The 18064-nt window shown below is 67.7% G+C and carries 23 protein-coding genes; 9 read left to right on the top strand and 14 right to left on the bottom strand.

Annotation, left to right across the window (positions count from 1 at the left end; translation table 11 throughout):
* Window positions 1-53: 53 nt before the first annotated feature.
* The 4 genes from rpmB to VEB62_RS05810 all read left to right on the top strand — a co-directional run bounded on the left by rpmB (window position 54) and on the right by VEB62_RS05810 (window position 4323).
* Window positions 54-350: a 50S ribosomal protein L28 gene (gene rpmB / locus VEB62_RS05825; protein ID WP_324796647.1), complete on the top strand. Its 297-nt coding sequence runs from the start codon at window positions 54-56 to the stop codon at window positions 348-350.
* An 81-nt stretch (window positions 351-431) separates the two neighbouring features.
* Window positions 432-770: an MmcQ/YjbR family DNA-binding protein gene (locus VEB62_RS05820; protein WP_324796644.1), complete on the top strand. Its 339-nt coding sequence runs from the start codon at window positions 432-434 to the stop codon at window positions 768-770.
* A gap of 68 nt (window positions 771-838) precedes the next feature.
* Window positions 839-2590 (top strand): M1 family metallopeptidase, encoded by a 1752-nt coding sequence (locus VEB62_RS05815; protein ID WP_324796642.1) that lies wholly within the window; start codon window positions 839-841, stop codon window positions 2588-2590.
* On the top strand, window positions 2587-4323 hold the full coding sequence (locus tag VEB62_RS05810; protein WP_324796639.1) for a M1 family metallopeptidase: 1737 nt from the start codon (window positions 2587-2589) through the stop codon (window positions 4321-4323). The genes VEB62_RS05815 and VEB62_RS05810 overlap by 4 nt, the downstream gene beginning before the upstream one ends.
* A 20-nt stretch (window positions 4324-4343) precedes the next feature.
* On the opposite strand, the gene VEB62_RS05805 is transcribed toward VEB62_RS05810, so the two are convergent.
* The 6 genes from VEB62_RS05805 to VEB62_RS05780 all read right to left on the bottom strand — a co-directional run bounded on the left by VEB62_RS05805 (window position 4344) and on the right by VEB62_RS05780 (window position 7865).
* The gene (locus tag VEB62_RS05805; protein WP_324796638.1) at window positions 4344-4571 is read right to left on the bottom strand and encodes a DUF6289 family protein; all 228 of its coding nucleotides are present in this window, start codon (window positions 4569-4571) and stop codon (window positions 4344-4346) included.
* Window positions 4572-4659: 88 nt separating this feature from the next.
* Window positions 4660-5436, bottom strand: a complete 777-nt coding sequence (locus VEB62_RS05800; protein ID WP_324796636.1) for a transglutaminase-like domain-containing protein — start codon at window positions 5434-5436, stop codon at window positions 4660-4662.
* A 52-nt stretch (window positions 5437-5488) separates the two neighbouring features.
* Complete coding sequence (locus VEB62_RS05795) at window positions 5489-5710, bottom strand: hypothetical protein (protein ID WP_324796633.1); 222 nt, start codon at window positions 5708-5710, stop codon at window positions 5489-5491.
* Window positions 5711-5867: 157 nt separating this feature from the next.
* Window positions 5868-6428 carry an HNH endonuclease gene (locus tag VEB62_RS05790; protein ID WP_324796630.1) on the bottom strand — a complete coding sequence of 187 codons (561 nt, stop codon included), beginning with the start codon at window positions 6426-6428 and terminating at the stop codon, window positions 5868-5870.
* Between the two features lie 133 nt (window positions 6429-6561).
* A complete protein-coding gene (locus VEB62_RS05785) occupies window positions 6562-7212 on the bottom strand; it encodes a trimeric intracellular cation channel family protein (RefSeq protein WP_324796627.1) in 651 nt (216 codons plus the stop codon).
* Window positions 7209-7865: a DNA-3-methyladenine glycosylase family protein gene (locus VEB62_RS05780; protein ID WP_324796624.1), complete on the bottom strand. Its 657-nt coding sequence runs from the start codon at window positions 7863-7865 to the stop codon at window positions 7209-7211. Before VEB62_RS05780 ends, VEB62_RS05785 begins: the two co-directional genes overlap by 4 nt.
* A 78-nt stretch (window positions 7866-7943) precedes the next feature.
* Between VEB62_RS05780 and gluQRS the strand changes: the two genes are divergently transcribed.
* Window positions 7944-8792, top strand: a complete 849-nt coding sequence (gene gluQRS, locus VEB62_RS05775; protein WP_324796621.1) for a tRNA glutamyl-Q(34) synthetase GluQRS — start codon at window positions 7944-7946, stop codon at window positions 8790-8792.
* Here the strand turns inward: gluQRS and ppk2 are convergent, their stop codons facing one another.
* The gene (gene ppk2, locus VEB62_RS05770) at window positions 8793-9542 is read right to left on the bottom strand and encodes a polyphosphate kinase 2 (protein WP_324796619.1); all 750 of its coding nucleotides are present in this window, start codon (window positions 9540-9542) and stop codon (window positions 8793-8795) included.
* 86 nt (window positions 9543-9628) lie between these two features.
* Here ppk2 and VEB62_RS05765 point away from each other — a divergent pair, with 86 nt between their 5' ends.
* On the top strand, window positions 9629-10387 hold the full coding sequence (locus VEB62_RS05765; protein WP_324796617.1) for an extensin family protein: 759 nt from the start codon (window positions 9629-9631) through the stop codon (window positions 10385-10387).
* A gap of 216 nt (window positions 10388-10603) precedes the next feature.
* The gene (locus tag VEB62_RS05760) at window positions 10604-10807 is read left to right on the top strand and encodes a cold-shock protein (protein ID WP_183254651.1); all 204 of its coding nucleotides are present in this window, start codon (window positions 10604-10606) and stop codon (window positions 10805-10807) included.
* Window positions 10808-10821: 14 nt separating this feature from the next.
* On the opposite strand, the gene VEB62_RS05755 is transcribed toward VEB62_RS05760, so the two are convergent.
* From VEB62_RS05755 to VEB62_RS05740, 4 genes are all read right to left on the bottom strand, one after another.
* On the bottom strand, window positions 10822-11730 hold the full coding sequence (locus VEB62_RS05755; RefSeq protein WP_324796612.1) for a DMT family transporter: 909 nt from the start codon (window positions 11728-11730) through the stop codon (window positions 10822-10824).
* Window positions 11731-11787: 57 nt separating this feature from the next.
* Window positions 11788-12006 (bottom strand): hypothetical protein, encoded by a 219-nt coding sequence (locus VEB62_RS05750; protein ID WP_324796609.1) that lies wholly within the window; start codon window positions 12004-12006, stop codon window positions 11788-11790.
* 4 nt (window positions 12007-12010) lie between these two features.
* On the bottom strand, window positions 12011-12541 hold the full coding sequence (locus VEB62_RS05745) for a hemerythrin domain-containing protein (protein WP_324796606.1): 531 nt from the start codon (window positions 12539-12541) through the stop codon (window positions 12011-12013).
* Between the two features lie 113 nt (window positions 12542-12654).
* Window positions 12655-13314, bottom strand: coding sequence for a hypothetical protein (locus VEB62_RS05740; RefSeq protein WP_324796604.1), 660 nt, complete (start codon window positions 13312-13314; stop codon window positions 12655-12657).
* 176 nt (window positions 13315-13490) lie between these two features.
* Between VEB62_RS05740 and VEB62_RS05735 the strand changes: the two genes are divergently transcribed.
* On the top strand, window positions 13491-14009 hold the full coding sequence (locus VEB62_RS05735) for a hypothetical protein (RefSeq protein WP_324796601.1): 519 nt from the start codon (window positions 13491-13493) through the stop codon (window positions 14007-14009).
* 58 nt (window positions 14010-14067) lie between these two features.
* Here VEB62_RS05735 and VEB62_RS05730 read toward each other — a convergent pair whose 3' ends face one another.
* The 3 genes from VEB62_RS05730 to VEB62_RS05720 all read right to left on the bottom strand — a co-directional run bounded on the left by VEB62_RS05730 (window position 14068) and on the right by VEB62_RS05720 (window position 16208).
* Window positions 14068-14811, bottom strand: a complete 744-nt coding sequence (locus VEB62_RS05730) for a hypothetical protein (RefSeq protein ID WP_324796598.1) — start codon at window positions 14809-14811, stop codon at window positions 14068-14070.
* A gap of 234 nt (window positions 14812-15045) precedes the next feature.
* Window positions 15046-15729 (bottom strand): HNH endonuclease, encoded by a 684-nt coding sequence (locus VEB62_RS05725; protein WP_324796595.1) that lies wholly within the window; start codon window positions 15727-15729, stop codon window positions 15046-15048.
* A gap of 260 nt (window positions 15730-15989) precedes the next feature.
* A complete protein-coding gene (locus tag VEB62_RS05720) occupies window positions 15990-16208 on the bottom strand; it encodes a hypothetical protein (protein ID WP_324796592.1) in 219 nt (72 codons plus the stop codon).
* 139 nt (window positions 16209-16347) lie between these two features.
* On the opposite strand from VEB62_RS05720, the gene VEB62_RS05715 reads away from it, so the two are divergent.
* The gene (locus VEB62_RS05715) at window positions 16348-18054 is read left to right on the top strand and encodes an AIPR family protein (protein WP_324796590.1); all 1707 of its coding nucleotides are present in this window, start codon (window positions 16348-16350) and stop codon (window positions 18052-18054) included.
* The last annotated feature ends 10 nt before the right edge of the window (window positions 18055-18064 follow it).

Raw genomic sequence — 18064 nt, 5'->3', positions numbered from 1 at the left:
CACCTGTTTCATGCGTCCGCCGCGTTCCGTGGACCGCTCCGAAGGATAGTCAGATGTCGCGTCGCTGCGAACTCACCGGTATCGGCCCGATGGTCGGCCACAGCGTGAGCCACTCGAACATCAAGACCAAGCGCCGGTTCCTGCCGTCGCTGAAGACGGTCAAGGTCGCTTCGGAGGCTCTGGGCCAGACCTTCAGCCTGCGCATCTCGAACGCCGCGCTGCGCACCCTGGACTACAAGGGCGGCCTGGACCCGTTCATCGTCAAGGCCAAGGACGAGCAACTGTCGATCGCGGCCCAGCGCATCAAGCGGCAGGTCAAGGCCAAGCTGGCCGAACAAGCCGCCGCCTGACCGGCGACGACGACGAGATTTGAAGGGGCCGGTGGAAACGCCGGCCCTTTTTCTTTGCGCGCTGCCGGGCCAGGGTGCCCCATGACGCGCGACGAGATGTTCGACTACGCCCTGAGCCAGCCCGCCGCCGAGGATTCGACGCTGCATGGGGGACGCTGCATCCGCGTGCGCGGGCACTGGATCGTCAATGAGAGCCGCGAGCCGGACGCGCTGGGGCTGGCGCTGGATCTCTCGACCATAGAATTCCTCAAGGAAACCGAGCCCGGGACCTATTTCCAGACGCCGCACTATGAAGGCTGGCCCGCGGTACTGGTCCGTTACGAAGCCGCCGACGACGACCGGCTGCGCGAGCAGATCGACAGGGCCTGGGCGCGGCGGGCGACCAGGGCGCAGCGGAAAACGCGCGGTCTCGACGGCTAAGATTACAGGGAGTTCATTTGTCGGAACGGACCCATCGCCTACCGTCCGCCCGGTCAACTGGATGGGGCATGGCGATGCTGGGAACTTTCGGACGTGTCGTGGCGATGACGAGCGCGCTGGCCCTTATGGCGGGCGGGGCCGCGGCGCAGGACCGCAACGCCCCCGGCGGGCCGGAGTCCTCCGCCTTCACCCTTGAAACCGACCAGCCCCGGACGCCGGAGCAGGAGGCGGTGCGGTTCGACAAGGCCGACCTGTCGATCGCCGTCCTGCCCGAGGACAAGGCCATACGCGGCGTCGCCGTGCTGGACTTCACCGTCCTGGCGCCCGTCGAGGCGCTGGTGGTCGAACTGGACGCCCTGTTCGACGTGTCGGACGTGCAGGTCGACGGCCAGACGATTTCCCGCGACCAGTGGAGCAATCCGGAGGGCCGCATGACCATTCAGCTCCCGCGTCCGCTGGCGGCCGGGGAGCGGACGTCGCTGCGCATCGCCTACGGCGGCCAGCCCCGCACGGCGCGCCGCGCGCCCTGGGACGGCGGCTTCGTCTGGTCGACGGCGCCGGGCGGCGAGCCATGGATCGCCACGGCGGTCCAGCTGGACGGCTGCGACCTGATCTTCCCCTGCATCGACAACTCCAACGCCGAGCCGGGCCAGGTGGACCTGCACGTCACCGTGCCGTCGAACCTGTCGGCGCCGGGCAATGGCGTCTTCCAGGGCAAGACCGACAACGGCGACGGCACCACGACCTGGAACTGGAGCATCCAGAACCCGAACATCTATGCGGTGAATATCAACGTCGGGCCGTTCGAGGAGGTCACCGGCGAATACCGCAGCCGGTTCGGCAACGTCATCCCGATGCACTACTGGCACCTGAAGTCGGACAGGCCGGAGGACGTGCAGCGGCTGTTTGCCGAATTCCCCCAGATGCTCGACTTCTTCGAGGCCTACGTCGGTCCCTATCCCTTCGGCGACGAAAAGATGGGCGTGGTCGAGACCCCGCACCTGGGCATGGAGCACCAGACGCTGAACGCCTACGGCAACAACTACGACATCGACGGCCACGGCTATGACGACCTGCTGCAGCACGAGTTCGCCCACGAGTGGTTCGCCAACCAGCTGACCAACTGGAACGCCGACGACATGTGGCTGCACGAGGGTCTGGGCAGCTATATGCAGCCGCTCTACGCCCGCTGGCTGCGCGGCGAGCGCTATATGCACCGCGAACTGGCCGATCAGCGCGACGGGCTGATGAACCGGGCGCCGGTGGTGTCGCGCAGATCCCAGACCGTGGACGACGTCTACAACCGGCCGGCCGGGCCGGGCGGCGACATCTATTCCAAGGGCTCGCTGATCGCCCACACCCTGCGCATGACCATGGGCGACCGCGACTTCTTCGAGGCCCTGCGTATCCTGGTCTACGGCCGCCCCGACCCCGCGCCGGGCAATTTCCGGCCCGTCACCCGCTCGACCCCGGACTACAACCGCATCGTCAACGAGGTGACCGGGCGGAACTACGACTGGTTCTTCAACGCCTATCTGTACGAAGCCTCGCTGCCGGTCCTGACCCGGACCCGCGACGGCGACCGGCTGAACCTCGCATGGTCGACGCCGGCCGGGGTCTTCCCGATGCCGCTGGAGGTCGAGGTCAACGGGCGGGTGCGGGTGCTGGAGATGCGCGACGGCCGGGGCTTCGTCGACACGCCGCCCGGCGCGATCGTGATCGTGGACCCTGAGAACAAGGTCCTGCGCCAGCTGGACGAGGTCGATCGCCTGCAGGCGTATCGCCGGGCGCAGCGGGAACAGCGACAGGCGGCGCAATGACGGGCGTCCGGATGCGGACGTCGGCGCCCGCCGTCCTGATCGGCGCCGCCCTCGCGCTGGCCGGGGCGGGGGCGCACGCCCAGGAACAGAACGCTCCCGCGCGGGAGTCCACCCCCTTCACCCTCGGCACCGATCAGCCGCGCGCGCCCGAACAACTGGCGGTGACCTTCGACAAGGCCGACCTGTCGATCCGGGTGATCCCGGACGACAGGGCGATCGACGCGGTGGCCGTGCTGGACTTCACCGCCACCGCCCCGGTCGACCGGCTGGTGGTCGAACTGGACACCCTGCTGACCGTGTCCGAGGTCGCCGTCGACGGGGTGACGGTCCCCGCCGACCGCTGGTCCAATCCGGAAGGCCGGATGACCATCCAGCTGGCCCGGACCCTGGCCGCCGGCGAGACGGCGCAGCTGCGCATCGCCTATGCCGGCCAGCCACGCGTGGCCCCCAACTCGCCCTGGGACGGCGGCTTCCAGTGGGCGACGACGCCGGACGGCAAGCCGTGGATCGCCACCGCCGTGCAGGGCGAGGGCTGCGACATCTTCTGGCCCTGCATCGACCACCCGCTGGCCGAGCCGGGCCGGGTCGACCTGCACATCACCGTCCCGTCGGACCTGGCGGCCCCGTCGAACGGCCGGTTCCTGGGCAAGCAGGATCACGGCGACGGCTGGACCACCTGGAACTGGTCGGCGGCGCATCCGAACACCTACGCCATCGCCCTGACCGTCGGCCCCTATGCCGAGCGCACGACGCAATACGCCAGCCGGTTCGGCAACACCTTCCCGATGACCTACTGGCATCTGGCGTCCGCCGATCCGGCGAAGGTCGACGCCCTGTTCGCCCAGTTCGCCCCGATGATGGACTTCTACGAGGCGACCGTCGGTCCCTATCCGTTCGCGGACGAGAAGATGGGCGTGGTCGAGACGCCCCACCTCGGCATGGAGCACCAGACGATCAACGCCTACGGCAACGCGTACAGGCTGGACGGCCGCGGCTTCGACTGGCTGCTGCACCACGAGCTGTCGCACGAGTGGTTCGGCAACCAGCTGACCAACCGCAACGCCGACGACATGTGGCTGCACGAGGGGCTGGGCAGCTATATGCAGCCGCTCTACGACCGTTGGCTCAATGGCGAGGCCTGGATGCAATCCTCGCTGGTCGGCCAGCGCAAGGGCCTGGCCAACCGGTTCCCCGTAGTGTCCGGCGCCGAGAAGACCGAGGACGAGGTCTATAACGGCGACATCGGGCCCGGCAACGACATCTATTCCAAGGGCTCGCTGATCGCCCACAGCCTGCGCATGCTGATCGGCGACGAAGCCTTCTTCCGCTCGGTGACCCGGCTGGTCTACGGCACGGCGACGCCGCGACCCGGCGCGTTCCGGCCGCGCTACGGCACGACGCAGGAGTTCCTCGCCCTCGTCAACGAGGAGACCGGCCGCGACCTGACCTGGTTCTTCCGCGGCTATCTCTATCAGGCCGCCCTGCCCGACCTGCGTCAGACGCGAGAGGGCGGCGAACTGGCGCTGGAATGGGTGACCGGCGACGGCGGCGTCTTCCCGATGCCGGTCGAGATCGAGATCGACGGCCGGCGCCGGACGGTGGCCATGACCGGCGGCCGGGGCCGGGTCGCCGTCCCCGCCGGCGCCCACGTGCTGATCGATCCGGACAACAAGGTCCTGCGCCGGCTCGAGCACATCGAGCAATGGAAGGCGGTGGCCGACGCCGACGACTGAGCTCGACGCCGGACCCCCGATCAGGAGCAGCCGTAGACGTGGGAGACGACGTACTCGGTCTTGCTGCCCCACGACTGGGTGGTGTTGTCGCAGAAGATGATGCCGTGGCCGACCAGAACCGTATGGCCCGGGTCATCGTACCAGAAGGTCTCGCGCCGGATGTCGGAGGGCGCGGCGGCAGCCGCGGTGCCGACCCCGATGGCGAGCGCCAGCGCACCGATGCGTCCGAGGCGGGTGAAGGCTTTCATGATCAGCTCCTGAAGGTAAGGACGCGACCAGCCTTTTCTTACAACCTTGGAATGTCAACCGACACACGTTATGCGCACGGCGATGTGATCAGACCGCCTCGGCCGTCACCGACTGACGGACCAGTTCGCACCGCCCCTGCGTCGTCAGGAAGGCGATGTCGGCGGCGTCGCGGCCGCAGGCGATGCGCACCAGCCCCTCGACCGGCGCCAGCCCCGTCGGATCGACCAGCCACCAGCCGTCGGACAGCCAGACCTCGAAGATGGCGTGGAAGTCCGGCGGGGTCAGCTGATGGGCATAGGCGCTGACGGCGCGCGCCGGGATGCCCGAGGCGCGGCACAGGGTGATGCCCATGTGGGTGAAGTCGCGGCAGACTCCGGCGCGGTCGATGAAGGTCCGCGCGGCGGTGGTTTCGCTGTCCGAGGCCCCGGGCTCGTAGTCGATCTCGGCCTTGATCCAGTCGAGGATCTTGAGCACCCGGTCCCCGCCGATCGTGCCGCCGAAGGTGCGTTCCACGAAGCGGCCGAACTGGTCCGACGGGCAGTAGCGGCTCGGGTTCAGGTAGGGCAGCACCTCGGCCGGCAGATCGCCCCAGTCGTGCTGGATCGTGACGGGCGGCAGGCCCTTGAGCGTGCCGTTGTCGACCACCGCCTCATAGGTCAACGCCACCTCGCCGATCAGGTGGGCGCGCAGGGTGCGGGCCCCGAACTCCTCGTCCTGGTCTTCGGCGAAGGCGACGCTGGGCGCGGCCGTCAGCCGCTCCTCGAGGATCGTCTGGCCCGGCCAGTGCGCGACCTGGATCTTGTAGATCGCATCCGTCGGTGGATCGAAGCGGTAGACGAGTTCGGCGCGGACACGAATTTTCATGGGGCCGGACTGGGCCGCCCCCACGAGTTCGTCAATCCATCAATGGCGCGTTTCAATCGCTGTCGGAATCGTCGCCCGAGATCACCACGATCGCCGCCGCCAGCACGCCGGCGATGGCGAGGATGCCGATAATCGGAATGCCGTTGAACTCGCTGGAGGCGTCCGCCCTGGCCCCGACACGGTCTCCGACCCGGGCTCCGCCCTGGCTGGTCGCTGCGGCCTGACCGGCGAGCAACAGACATCCGGCCGTGACGGCCGCAAGGGTCTTCTTCATGGCATCTCTCCCGATTACCTCGCGAGCTCAACTGCCCAGAACGGCGTTGAGTTCCCGCATCGGATGAATCGCTTTCTCCAGGCTTCCGGACGGACCATCGACGGAACAACGGTGGAAACAGCGGCGGCAGGCGAAGAATACGGGCAACCGGCCGGGCTCAGGGCTCCAGTTCGATGTCCCAGTAGAGGTAGTCGAGCCAGCTCTGGTGCAGGTAGTGCGGTGGGAAGCGGCGGCCGAACTCCTGTAGCTGCCAGGCACTGGGTCGGTGCGGCGCGCGACGTATGGGCATGCCGGCCTGCTGGGGGGTGCGACCGCCCTTCTTCAGATTGCAGGGGCTGCAGGCGGCGACGATATTTTCCCACGTCGTGCGTCCGCCCCGGCTGCGCGGGATGACATGATCGAAAGTCAGTTCGGTGGTCGCGTTGCAGTATTGGCAGGCGAAGCCGTCGCGCAGGAAGACGTTGAAGCGGGTGAAGGCGGGCTGTCGGTCCTGATCGACGTAATTCTTCAGCGCGATCACGCTGGGCAGGACCATTTCCATCGAGGGGCTGCGGACGACCTTGTCGTAGGTCGAGACCACGTCGACGCGGTCCTGGTACACCGCCTTGACGACCTCCTCCCACGGCCAGATCGACAGCGGGTAGTAGGACAGCGGTCGGAAGTCGGCGTTGAGCACCAGCGCGGGCCAGCCGGACGGAGGGCGGCTCAGGACCTGCATGGGGCCCTCGCCGTTCGAACGAAATCTATCAACGCGACCGGACTGAAGACACGTCTCCTTCCCTGGCTGTGGCCGAATCCTACGCCTGATTCGACGGCTTGGCGATGACGGCGCCGCGACCGTTTCACAACGCTCAGCCGCGCGCGGCGCTCCCGGGGAAGGCCGGCAAACTCCAGCCCCAGATCAGGGCGCCGGCCCGCAAGGCGAACCCGCAGGGGGCTGCGATCAGGGCCGCGGGCCAGGCCTCCAGCCCGGCGGCGCGGGCGACCACGAAGATGGTGGCGGCCAGCAGGGCCGCCGACACGGTGATCTCGCGGCGCAGCAGGATCGACGGCTGCCCTGCCAGCAGATCGCGCACCACCCCGCCGAAACAGGCCGTCAGGGCGCCCATGACGATACAGATCAACGGAGCGACCTCGAAGGCCTCGGCCTTGGCGGCTCCGAGCACGCCGTAGGCGGCCAGACCGACGGCGTCGAGCCACAGCAGCGCCCGGAACCGCCAGGTGCGCGCGCCCGCCAGCCATACAGCGACCGAGGCGGCGAGGCAGACCGCGATGTAACGCCAGTCCTGGACCCAGAACACCGGCGCGCCGATCAGCAGGTCGCGCAGGGTGCCGCCCCCGACGCCGGTGATGGCCCCGAAGAAGGCGAAGGTGACGAGGTCATGCTTCTCGCGCGCCGCCGCCAGCGCGCCGGTGGCCGCGAACACGGCCACGCCGGCGAAGTCCAGCGCGCCGAGCACGGACTCCGGGGTCGCAAGGCCAGGATCGACAATCGGGGTCACGCGGCGGCGTCCTCCAGCGCGACCTCGCCGCGTTTGACCGCTCCATACCACCCCCACAGCAGATGCGCCGCAATGCTGCGATGAGGCCGCCAGGCCTCGGCCCGGACATAGGCCTCCCTTTCGCGCGGCCGCAGCGCCGCCCCGTCGGCCCAGCGCATCGCCTCCTGCAGGGCGATGTCGCCGGCGGGAAAGACATCCCGACGTCCCTCGCAGAACATCAGGAAGGTCTCGGCCGTCCATTTGCCGACACCCTTGATCGCCGTCAGCCGGGCGACCGCCTCCTCATCCGACAGCCGCTCCAGATGGTCGAAATCGATGCGGCCCTCGACGTGGGCGCGGGCGATCTCGTGGCCGTAGGTCGCTTTCTGGATCGAGAGCCCGAAGGTGCGCAGCGTCTCGATCTCGGTCGCCAGCATGCGTCCGGGCGTCACCTCGCCGCCCAGCCCCGCCTCGACGCGCGCCCAGATCGCGGCGGCCGAGGCGAGCGAGACCTGCTGGTCGACGATCATGTGGAACAGGCCCTCGAACCCGCCCACGCGGCGACGCCACTCGAAAGCCGGGGTCTGGGCGTGAGCGCGGGCCAGCGCCGGATCGATTTCGACGATCGTCCGGCGCGCCGCGTCGATATCGTCCAGCCAGTAGGGAGTTTGCATCCGGCGACCGTAACGCCGGCGTCGGCGGCGACAAGCGGACCGGATGTGATCGCGTCCGGTTGCCGCTATCCTGCGCCCATGTTCGTCACCCGCTTTGCCCCTTCCCCGACCGGCCGTCTGCACAGGGGCCACGCCTTTTCGGCCCGGACGGCGTGGCGGGCGGCCCGGGAGGCGGGCGGGCGGTTCCTCTTGCGAATCGAGGACATCGACCCGACCCGCTGCCGGCCCGAGTTCGAGGCGGGCATCCTTGAGGACCTCGGCTGGCTGGGGCTGGACTGGGAGCAGCCGGTTCGGCGGCAGTCGGAGCATCTGGGCGACTACGCCCCGGTGGTGGAGGCGCTGGACCGGCGCGGCCTGCTGTATCGCTGCTTCCGCACCCGCAAGGACATCCTCGACGCCATCGGCGACGCGCCGCACGGGCCCGCCGAAGCGGCCCGGCCCGGTCCGCACCCGGCGGACGAGGAAGCCGCCTTTCTCGCCGAAGGGCGGCCCTTTGCGTGGCGTCTGTCCCTGGACCGCGCCCGCGACCTGCTGGGCCGGCGCGCGTGGGACGCCCTGGCGTTCGTGGAGGAGGGACGCGGCCCCGATGGCGAACACGGTCTGATCCGGGCGCGCCCCGAAACTGCGGGCGACGTCGTCCTGGCCCGCAAGGACGCGGGCACGGCCTATCACGTGGCCGTCACCCACGACGACGCCCTGCAGGGGGTGACGCATGTGATCCGCGGCGAGGACCTGTTCGAGGCGACCCATATCCAGGTCCTGATCCAGACGCTGATGGGCTGGCCCACTCCCGTCTATCGCCACCACGCCCTGCTCGTCGGCGAGGACGGCCGACGCTACGCCAAGCGCGACCGGTCCGTGACGCTGGCGGAATTGAGGGCCGGGGGCCTGAGCCCCGAAACGCTGCGGGCCGAACTGGGCGTCTGATCAGGGCGCCAGGCGGCCGTCGGCCTTGTCCGCCGGGAAGACCACGTCCTTGTCCGGCTTCTCCGGACCGACGCCCGGCGCGGCCAAACGGGTCAGAACATGGCGCAGGACGTTCAGCCGGGCGGTCTTCTTGTGGTCGGTGGCCACGACGGTCCAGGGCGCGTGCGGTGCATGGGTCTCGGCCAGCATCCGGTCGCGCGCGGCGGAATAGGCGCCCCAGCGCGTCTGCGCCTCGGCATCCAGCGGCGAGATCTTGAAACGCTTGCGCGGGTCCGCGACCCGTTCGGCGAGGCGCTCCGCCTGCTCCTCCTTCGAGATGTCGAACCACAGCTTGATCAACAGGATGCCTGAATCGACCAGCATGCGTTCGAACCGCGGCGCGTCCTTCAGGAACTGTTCGTGCTGCGCCGGGGTGCAAAACTCCATCACCGGCTCGACGCCGGCGCGGTTGTACCAGGAGCGGTTGAAGATCGCCGTCTCGCCCGCGCCCGGCAGATGCGGGACATAGCGCTGGAAATACCACTGGCTGCTTTCGCGCTCGGTGGGCTTTGGCAGGGCGAAGACGCGGGTCTGGCGCGGCGACATGTATTCGGTCAGGCGTGTGATCGACCCGTCCTTGCCGGCGGCGTCGCGCCCCTCGAAGACGATGACGACCTTCAACCCCGTCTCGATGGCCCAAGCCTGGGCCTCGATCAGCTTGAGCTGGAGGCGTTCCAGTTCGGCCTCGTAGGCGTCCATCTTCTTTCCCATCACTGAACCTTGGGCCCCTCGTCGCCCGCCGACAAGATCACGCGCCCTCTTCCGCCCGGCGCGAGGCGGTCTAAGAGTGAACGGGCATGGACCGCGACTTCGCCGATTTCTGGAACCTGCTGTGGGAGGCCGGGCTGGGCCTGTGCGCCGCCTTCGCCCTGCTCAACGCCTTCGCGCCGCATCAGGACCTGCCGTGGAAGCCGCTGGACCTGAGCCATCCCATCGGCCAGGCGACGGCGGCCAAGGTCGCCGACTTCGAACTGGCCCGCACCGCCGCGCCGGAAGAGATCAAGGCCGTCACCGACGCCTGCATCCAGGTGCTGCGCGAGGCGGGCGTCACGGTCGAGCGGGCCGAGGACCGCGACGACGGCGGCTTCTGCGTCGTGCGCGGGGCCGTCAGGATCACCGGCGGGGCGGTGACGCCGCTGCCCGGCGCCCCGGTCATGCAATGCCCGCTGGCGGTGCGCTACGTCCTCTGGGACCGCCAGGTGCTGCAGCCGGCGGCCGAGGCGACGTTCGGCAGCCGGGTGGCGCGGATGAACGACGTGGGGACCTACAGCTGCCGCCGCATCTATGGCCAGACCGACGCCAGCGCCCGGCCCAGCGAGCATGCGCGGGCCAATGCGCTGGACCTTGGCGGCATGACGCTGGAGGACGGGCGCCGGGTGTCCGTGCTGGCGGATTGGGACGGGACCGGTCCCGCCGGAACCGCCGGCCAGGGCTTCCTGAAGCGGATCCGCGACGGGGCCTGCCGCGTGTTCTCGACCGTGCTGACCCCGGACTACAACGAGGCCCACCGCGACCACCTGCATCTGGACGGCGCCGACCGCGGCCTGTGCGCGTAACGGAGGCGCGTGAGGGGCGGTAACGGCGTTCCGGCGAAAGCGAAACGGTTTGCGGTTGACCGGCCCCGCTTTGCGCGAGAGAAATGCCCCCGCAGTCCGGATTTCGCGCGGCGTCCACACCCGTGCCTGCTCCTTCGCCTGAACGAGCCGTCCAGATGGACTGTCGGGCCTCCCTTGAGGGACGCCTGCCTGGAAAGCGCGTTCAGGAGACGCAATATGGCGACCGGCACGGTCAAGTGGTTCAACCCGACGAAGGGTTTCGGCTTCATCCAGCCCGATGGCGGCGGCCAGGACGTTTTCGTCCACATCACGGCCGTCCAGAAGGCGGGCCTGCAAGGCCTCGATGAAAACGCCAAGGTCGAATACGAGCTGGAATCCCAGCGCGGCAAGACCTCGGCGGTGGATCTGAAACTCCTCTGATCCGACCGACACAATCATGAGACGGGCGCGGAAGCTTCGGCTTCCGCGCCTTTCTTCTGAGTGGCGCTCCACTGCGCCAGCACCACCGCCGTCAGCACCACGGCCCCGCCGATCAGCTGCACCGGCGTCATGGTCTCGCCGAACACCCACCAGCCCAGCCCCGCCGCCACGACCGGCTGGATCAGGATGGTCACCGCCGTCAGCGCCGCTGGCAGCCGGCCCAGCGCCCAGGCGACCCCGCCCTGGCCGACCACATGCATCAGCCCCATGCCGGCGCAGGCGGCCCAGCCGGCCAGGGTCGCCGGCTGCAGGTCCTCGCCCAGCATCAGCGACACGCCGAGCAGCAGCGGCAGGCCCAGCCCCGTCGACCACAGCATCACCCGCATGGCCGAGGCCGTGCGCCGCGCCGCCTTCACCGCCAGGAAATAGCCGGCGTACCAGAGCGCCACCGACAGGGAGAACAGGTCGCCCAGTCGGGGATTGGTCCCCTGCCCGCCGTCCGCCCCCGCCGACATGGCGAAGGCCCCGGCCAGGGCTAGCCCCAGCGCCACGATGAACAGCCGCCGCGGCCGCTCGCGGAAGGCGAACCAGGCGAACAGGGTCACCACCACCGGCGTCAGGTTGCAGAGCACGGTGGCGTTGGCCACCGAGGTCATGACGATGCCGTAGTGCCAGAACGACAGGTCGAGCACGAAGAACAGCGCCGCCAGCCCCATCCATCGCGACGGCGTCCCGGCCCCCTCCCCGCCGAGCGACGCCGGCCGCGCGGTCACCGCCAGCAGCAGCGGCATGGCGAAGGCGAAGCGCCAGAAGCCGGCGGCAGCGGGGCCCGTCTCGGTCAGCCGCACGAGGATCGGGGCCAGGCCGAGCACGCAGGCGGCGACCAGCAGGACGGCAAGGGCTTGAACGCGGGGCGTGAACATGACCGCCGTATAGGCCGCCGCCCCGCCCTCCGTCACGCCGGTCGCCCCCCGAATGCTTCATCGGCGCCGGCGCCCCCTGAGCATCACGAAGGCGGCCGCCGGAAGCAGGGCCATGGCGGCCCAGGCGCCGGCCACGTGCAGGCCGCGCGGCCGGCCCGACGGCTGGCCCGGTGGCCGCTCGCGCACCACCCGCGCGGTCGGGTCCAGTTCGGACAGGTCGGCCGAGGCGGCCATCGTGCCGGCGGCCTCCCCGGCCTGCAGCGGGGTCTGGGTCATCGGCTCAACCCCTCCCGCCGCAGCGTTCGAACTCCTCGCGGTAGCGGTCGGCGAGATGGTCCTGGCGGTCGGCCTTGTCCTTCAGATGCAGGAACCAGCGCGATTCCTCCTCGTACATATGGGTCAGGACCGCGCCCTCGATGTGGGCCAGCTTGTCCTTCCATTCGGGGGTCGAGGGGGCGATGGTCTCCCACTCGGCCATCTGCATCTTGGCCGTGGTCTGCTCGCTGTAGGCGTGGCCGGCGTGCATCTTCTCGCCCACCTGGGCGAGGGCCGGATACAGCACCACCTCCTCGGCCATGGCGTGGGCGTTGAGAATCGTCGCCAGCTCCTTCATGGCCACGACCCGCTCCTCGGCCGACTCGGCGTCGCGGCAGGCGGCGAAGCGGGCGCGGATTTCGTCGTGATGGTCGAGCACCTGCCACAGCCAGCCGCCGGTGCTGGCGACGGCGCGGGCGTTGGCGGTCGCCTCGATGCGTTTCTGCTCGTTCGGCAGGGGGGTGATCTTGCCGAGAACCTTGTCGATGACGGACATGTCCAGGTCTCCTTGCGCGGGGGTGAGGGTTCGCAAGGGCAACCGGGGGCGGGGGGTGATGTTCCCGGAAAGCGGCCGGGTTGGCCCTGTCGTTCGAAAATGCCGAAACCCGGTCATCCCGACACTCCCGCACCCTCGTCGTCCGCCTCGCGGGGGGCGACGTCGGCGTATTCGGGCGGCAGGGGGCGGCCGGCGGCGAGGTCCTCGGCGAGGCGCAGGGCGCGCTCGCGCAGGAACTGGCGGGCCATCATCTGGCCGGCTTCGGCCTCGCGCTCCTGCTCGGCCGGATCGTATTCGACCCATTCGAACAGGGCGTCGAGGCGGGCGATCTCGGACGCCGCCCGGGCCAGCCGCAGGGCGGTCAGGCCGCGCCCGCCGCGCACCGCCTCGGCGGCGGCGGCGAGGGTGCGCCGGGCCAGGTCGTGGGGACGGATCTGGATCGGCGAGGTCCAGGCGGCGACGATGTCGTCCTCGGTCAGGGGCGCGTCGGGGTCAGTCGGGACGCCGGGCGCGGCGGGGGCGAAGGCGGCGCCGGAGGGCGCGCCCATCGGCGGCGTGCGGCCGATCGGCCACGGCGTGGCGCGGGCGGCGAAGTCGCGCTTGGTCCAGCCCTCGCGGCGGGCGCGGCGGCGCAGCGCGGTCTCGGAGACGCCGAAGCGGGCGGCGACGGTGGGGGCGGACAGGCCGGACAGATAGGCCCCGCGGATCAGGCTCCAGGTCTCTGGGCTGGCGGTGACGTAGCGGGTGGTCGGCAGGCGGTTGTGCGCATTCATGTGGGAGTCCCCTCTCCGTTTGCGTGGCGGATTGTAGGGGGCGGGTGCGTCGGAATCGGACGTAGGGGCGTGCGGGATGGTCGGTCAGCGACCGGGGTTGGGCGGGATGACAGGGTATGGGAGGATCGGGTTCGCTTCTGCTATCCCATCCCCCGGGCGGAATCACGGAGGGGCCGATGCGGAGACTGGCGGGCATAGTCGCGGGCATGGCCCTGATGGCCGGCGGCGCGCCGGCCCTGGCGCAGGCCGGGCCTGACAAGCCCCTGACGACGCTGGGCATCGCCGAGGTCCGCGCCCTCGCGACCGAAACCGGCGGCGTCCCCGGCGAGGTCGAGCACCTGGACAACAACGAGTACCAGATCGAGATCGCCTATCCCGACGGCCTGTTCGTCCAGTTCGAGGGCTGGAGCTGCACCGGCGAGGGCGAAGCCAAGCGTTGCGCCGAGTTCATGATGCATGTCAATTTCGAGCTCGACAGCGAGGCCGAGGCCCTGGCCATGGAACATGAGGTCAACATCGTCTGGCTGTCCGACATGGCGATCGGCAACCGCCTCAAGGTGTGGCGCATGGACTACCTGGCCGGCATGACGCGCGGGCGCATGCGCGGCATGTTCGAGACCTTCCTGAGCACCGTGGGGACGGCGAGGGACATCGCCTTCCCGGCGAAGGGGGACGGGGCGACAGGAGCCAAGTGAGAGGATGTCCCGGTCCCTCCCCCGAGGGGAGAGGGCTTGAGCGCACGGGGAGTGGCCCCTACCGCCCCTCGTCCAGGAACCGCGCCATGGCGGCCGAGACCCGCGCCTGGGCCTCCTCGATCGTGGGCGGGCTCCCGTCGGGCTCAAGGGCGTAGGCCTCGACGACGACCCGTTCGAACCCCGCCCGGTCGAGCCGGACCCGCAGCGGCCGGCGCACCGGCGTCACCCCCAGGGTCGGGTATTTGCTGGCCAGCATCCGCCGCACCCGTTCCGCGTCGGAATAGTCGACGCTGTAGGTCAGATAGCGGTCGGTCCGGTTCGGGTTGAACGTCACCAGGGCCCGCAGCACCCGCTCGCTCATGCCCGGCACGGCGTGGACGGTGACGTCGTCGATGTGCAGCGTCCCGAGGTCGACCACCTCGCCGGCGGCGAGGTCGAACGGTTCGAACCAGTGGTCCAGCAGCGGCATGTTGCCGGTCCCGTCGGCCGTATAGAGGCTGCCGCCGGCGACCCGGTATCGGCCCGGCGGGGCCGCCACCATGTCGGGCCCGGCGTTCACGAGATTGGCCCCGCCGTGCATCTCGACCTGGTAGAGCCGGCCGGTCTCGACGTTGGCGAAGCGGACATAGGCCCCGTACATCCCGGCGTATTCCTCGTACGACAGGATGATCGCCGACTGCTCGCCCGCCCGGACGCCCGCCATCTGCTCCGGCGTCAGCGACGGCCCGGTCGCGCAGGCGCCGAGGCCGGCGAGGGCGAGGACGGCGATGGCCGCCGCGGCGAATTTGTGGATGAACGGCATGGTGCGGTCTCCCCCGAGATCGGGCGGAGGGTCGCGCTGGAGGGGGCGGGTTGTCCAGCCCTCCCCCCGCTTTCGTCATCCTCCGGCAAGGCGCTTCAGCGCCGCGACCGGGGGACCCAGCGGCGCCGAAGGCGATCTGTTCACACGCCGGTGCTCCCGACAGTTTCGCGCTCCCGCGCGCCGCTGGGTCCCCCGGTCGCGCTGCGCGCGCCGGAGGATGACGAAAGCGGGGTGTTAGTCGCGGTCAGGCGCGTCGTGCAGCCACTCGCCCTTGCCCGATTCAGCCGCAATGGCGAACGACGGGCGCCGCGCACGCATGTGTGCGGCCAGGTCCTCGACCGACATCAGGCCGTTGCGGTGGATCATCCGGTGACAGTTCGCGCAAAGAGCGGCGAGGTCGGAAAGCTTTGTCGTCTGCCCCTCTTCGATCTGGGCGACGGGAACCTTGTGGTGGGCCTCGATGTAGTCGGCGCCAAGCTGTCCATAGATAGCCTCCATATCGTCGCCGCAGGCCTCGCAGGCGTAGTTGGTCAGGGAGGCCTTGAAGTCGTCGATCAGTTTCCGCGAACGCTCGCGCCTCAGATGGACGCGGAGAATTGCGCGGCCTTCCTGCGTTCCGATGTCGACTTCGGCTCCGTCCAACACGCTATCCGGGTTGCCCGGCGCAAGTTGATCAGATGTGAGACGCCAGACCCCTGCCCGCGCGGCCGGACCAAAGACGTTCTCGAACAGGGCGTTGCCCTTGAAGTGAGCGGAACCCGCCCAGTTCTCCTGAAGACGAGCCCGAACACTGGCGGCGGGGCTGACGGCTTGGTGATCAGGAACGATCTCCACGACCTTTGGCACGATCTGATCGAGATGCGCCTGACCTCCCAACTGGGACAACGCCTCCACAATATGCTCCGGGCGGATCGGCACGGCTTACACCGCCCGCCGGCGGGAGGATCGCGCACGACGCGCCTCACACTTGTGGTTGGTATCGCTCCCCATCCACCCACCGTAGCGGGTGGATGCTCACCCATCAAACCGCTCATCCCGGCGAAAGCCGGGACCCAGCGCTTTGGATGATCGGTGGTGCGGCCAAGCTCCCACGCCGCCGGTCCGGAACCGCCGGCGTCACGCTGGACAGGCCTGGGTCCCGGCTTTCGCCGGGATGAGCGGAGAATGGGGGCGAAACCTCAGCCCTCGCCGCGCGAATAGGCCTCGATCTCCTCGCCGTCAGCGGCGAGGGCCACGATATGGCGGGCGTCGAACTCGACCACGCCCTGCTCTTTCCATTTGGTGGACGGGTCGCCGTCATAGGCCAGGTCAACGGCCTCCTCAAGGGAGTCGGCTTCGACCTCGGTTGTGTAGTCGACGTAGGCGTCGACGCGGGAGAGGACGGTGAAGGTTGGCATAGCAGGCTCCTTTCGGCAGGAGCGTGCCGGAACAAGCTGTGCACAGCTACCAACCGGAGATTGGTAAAACATCGATGTGCGCTAAGCTGAGAAGACACGGGGCGAGAACGCCGGCACGTCGGTAGGCGCGGAGAACCAGATGGACAGAATCACTGAATCACTCCTCGCGGAATTCTCCGAAGAGTTTGATCTCAAGAAGCTTCCGGAAGACAAACGGTTTGAACATTTTGCCAGTTACGTAACGGTCAAGCGGCATCATAGCGAACACTTCGACACCACCGATGTCGTCACCGGATCAGAGTCAGACACAGGAATTGACGCCATTGCTGTAATCGTGAATGGCGAAATGATCTACGATGTTGACGAGTTGGTAGACGCCGCCGAAAATGCATCTGTACTAGACGTCACTTTTATATTTGTACAAGCTGAGCGAAGCTCTGCGTTCGATGCGGCTAAGATCGGCACGTTCTCTTTTGGTGTATTGGACTTCTTTAAGTCAACACCTTCACTTCCTCGCAACGACCGCGTCAAGCAGATGGCTGAGGTGATGAATGCCATCTACGAGCGCAGCAGCAAATTCAAACGCGGCAATCCGAACTGCCGGCTCTTCTATGTCACTACGGGACAGTGGGTCGGTGATGACAATTTGGAGGCGCGACGCCAAGCCGCCATCGCTGATCTAAAGGGGACCCAGCTTTTTGGCGACATTGAATTTGGCTGTATCGGTGCCGACGGGATTCAGCGCAGGTACAACGAGACCAAGAACGCTATATCTCGCGAATTCGTATTCGCCAACCGTGTCGAAATACCGGAGATTCAGAATGTTACCGAGGCCTATCTCGGCTACGTACCAATCTCACAGTTCCGCAGTATCATCACAGATGATGATGGCGGAATAGTCAGAAGCATATTTTACGACAACGTTCGCGACTGGCAGGAATATAATACCGTCAATACTGAAATGCGCGATACCCTGCTTTCACCAGAAAGAGCGAGATTTGTTCTAATGAACAACGGGGTGACCGTTATCGCACGGTCTCTCCATAAGACCGCCAGCCGGTTCCATATCGAAGATTTTCAGATCGTTAATGGATGCCAGACCAGTCATGTGTTGTTCGAACAGAACGACCTCACAGATGAAGTCTGCATTCCTCTCCGCCTTATCGTAACCCAAGATGAAGAGGTTATTGAGTCGATCATCAGAGCGACAAATCGGCAGACCGCTCTCAAGGAAGAGCAGTTCTTGGCTCTCACCGAGTTCTCCAAGAAACTTGAAGCCTTCTTCGCATCATATCCTGTCGACAAGAGACTCTACTACGAGCGGAGGAGTTGCCAATATGATCGCTTGGACATAGAGAAGACGCGAATTGTAACTCCGGCGAATGCTATTCGCTCGTTCGCCGCGATGTACCTTTCGGAACCCCATCGCACGACGCGAAATTACCGTGCCCTCACGGACAAGGTAGGCACTGACATCTTTGCAGACAGCCACCGACTTGACCCATACTACGTGTCGTCGTTTGCGCTGTACAAACTCGAATACCTCTTCCGAAGCCAGAAACTTGAAGCCAAGTACAAGCCTGCACGCTTTCATATCCTGCTTGCCGTCCGGCTTCTCTTCGACATCTCTTCGAATCCTCCCATGAACTCTCATGAAATTAGCCGGCGGGCGACCAAGCTTGCAGAAGCACTTTGGGATAATTCCCAAGCGGACGATCTCTTCTCAAGAGCGGCAGCCGCCGTGGAGCATGTTGCCGGGGGCGATTTTGATCGCGACACTATCCGAACGCAGCCATTTACGGACAGCATTATAAAGTACTGCCAAGAGCAGGCTGTGGTCAGCTAGACGGCAAGTT

The organism is Brevundimonas sp. (assembly GCF_035626975.1).
Classification (GTDB): domain Bacteria; phylum Pseudomonadota; class Alphaproteobacteria; order Caulobacterales; family Caulobacteraceae; genus Brevundimonas.
This window is presented reverse-complemented; position numbering and strand designations above follow the sequence as displayed.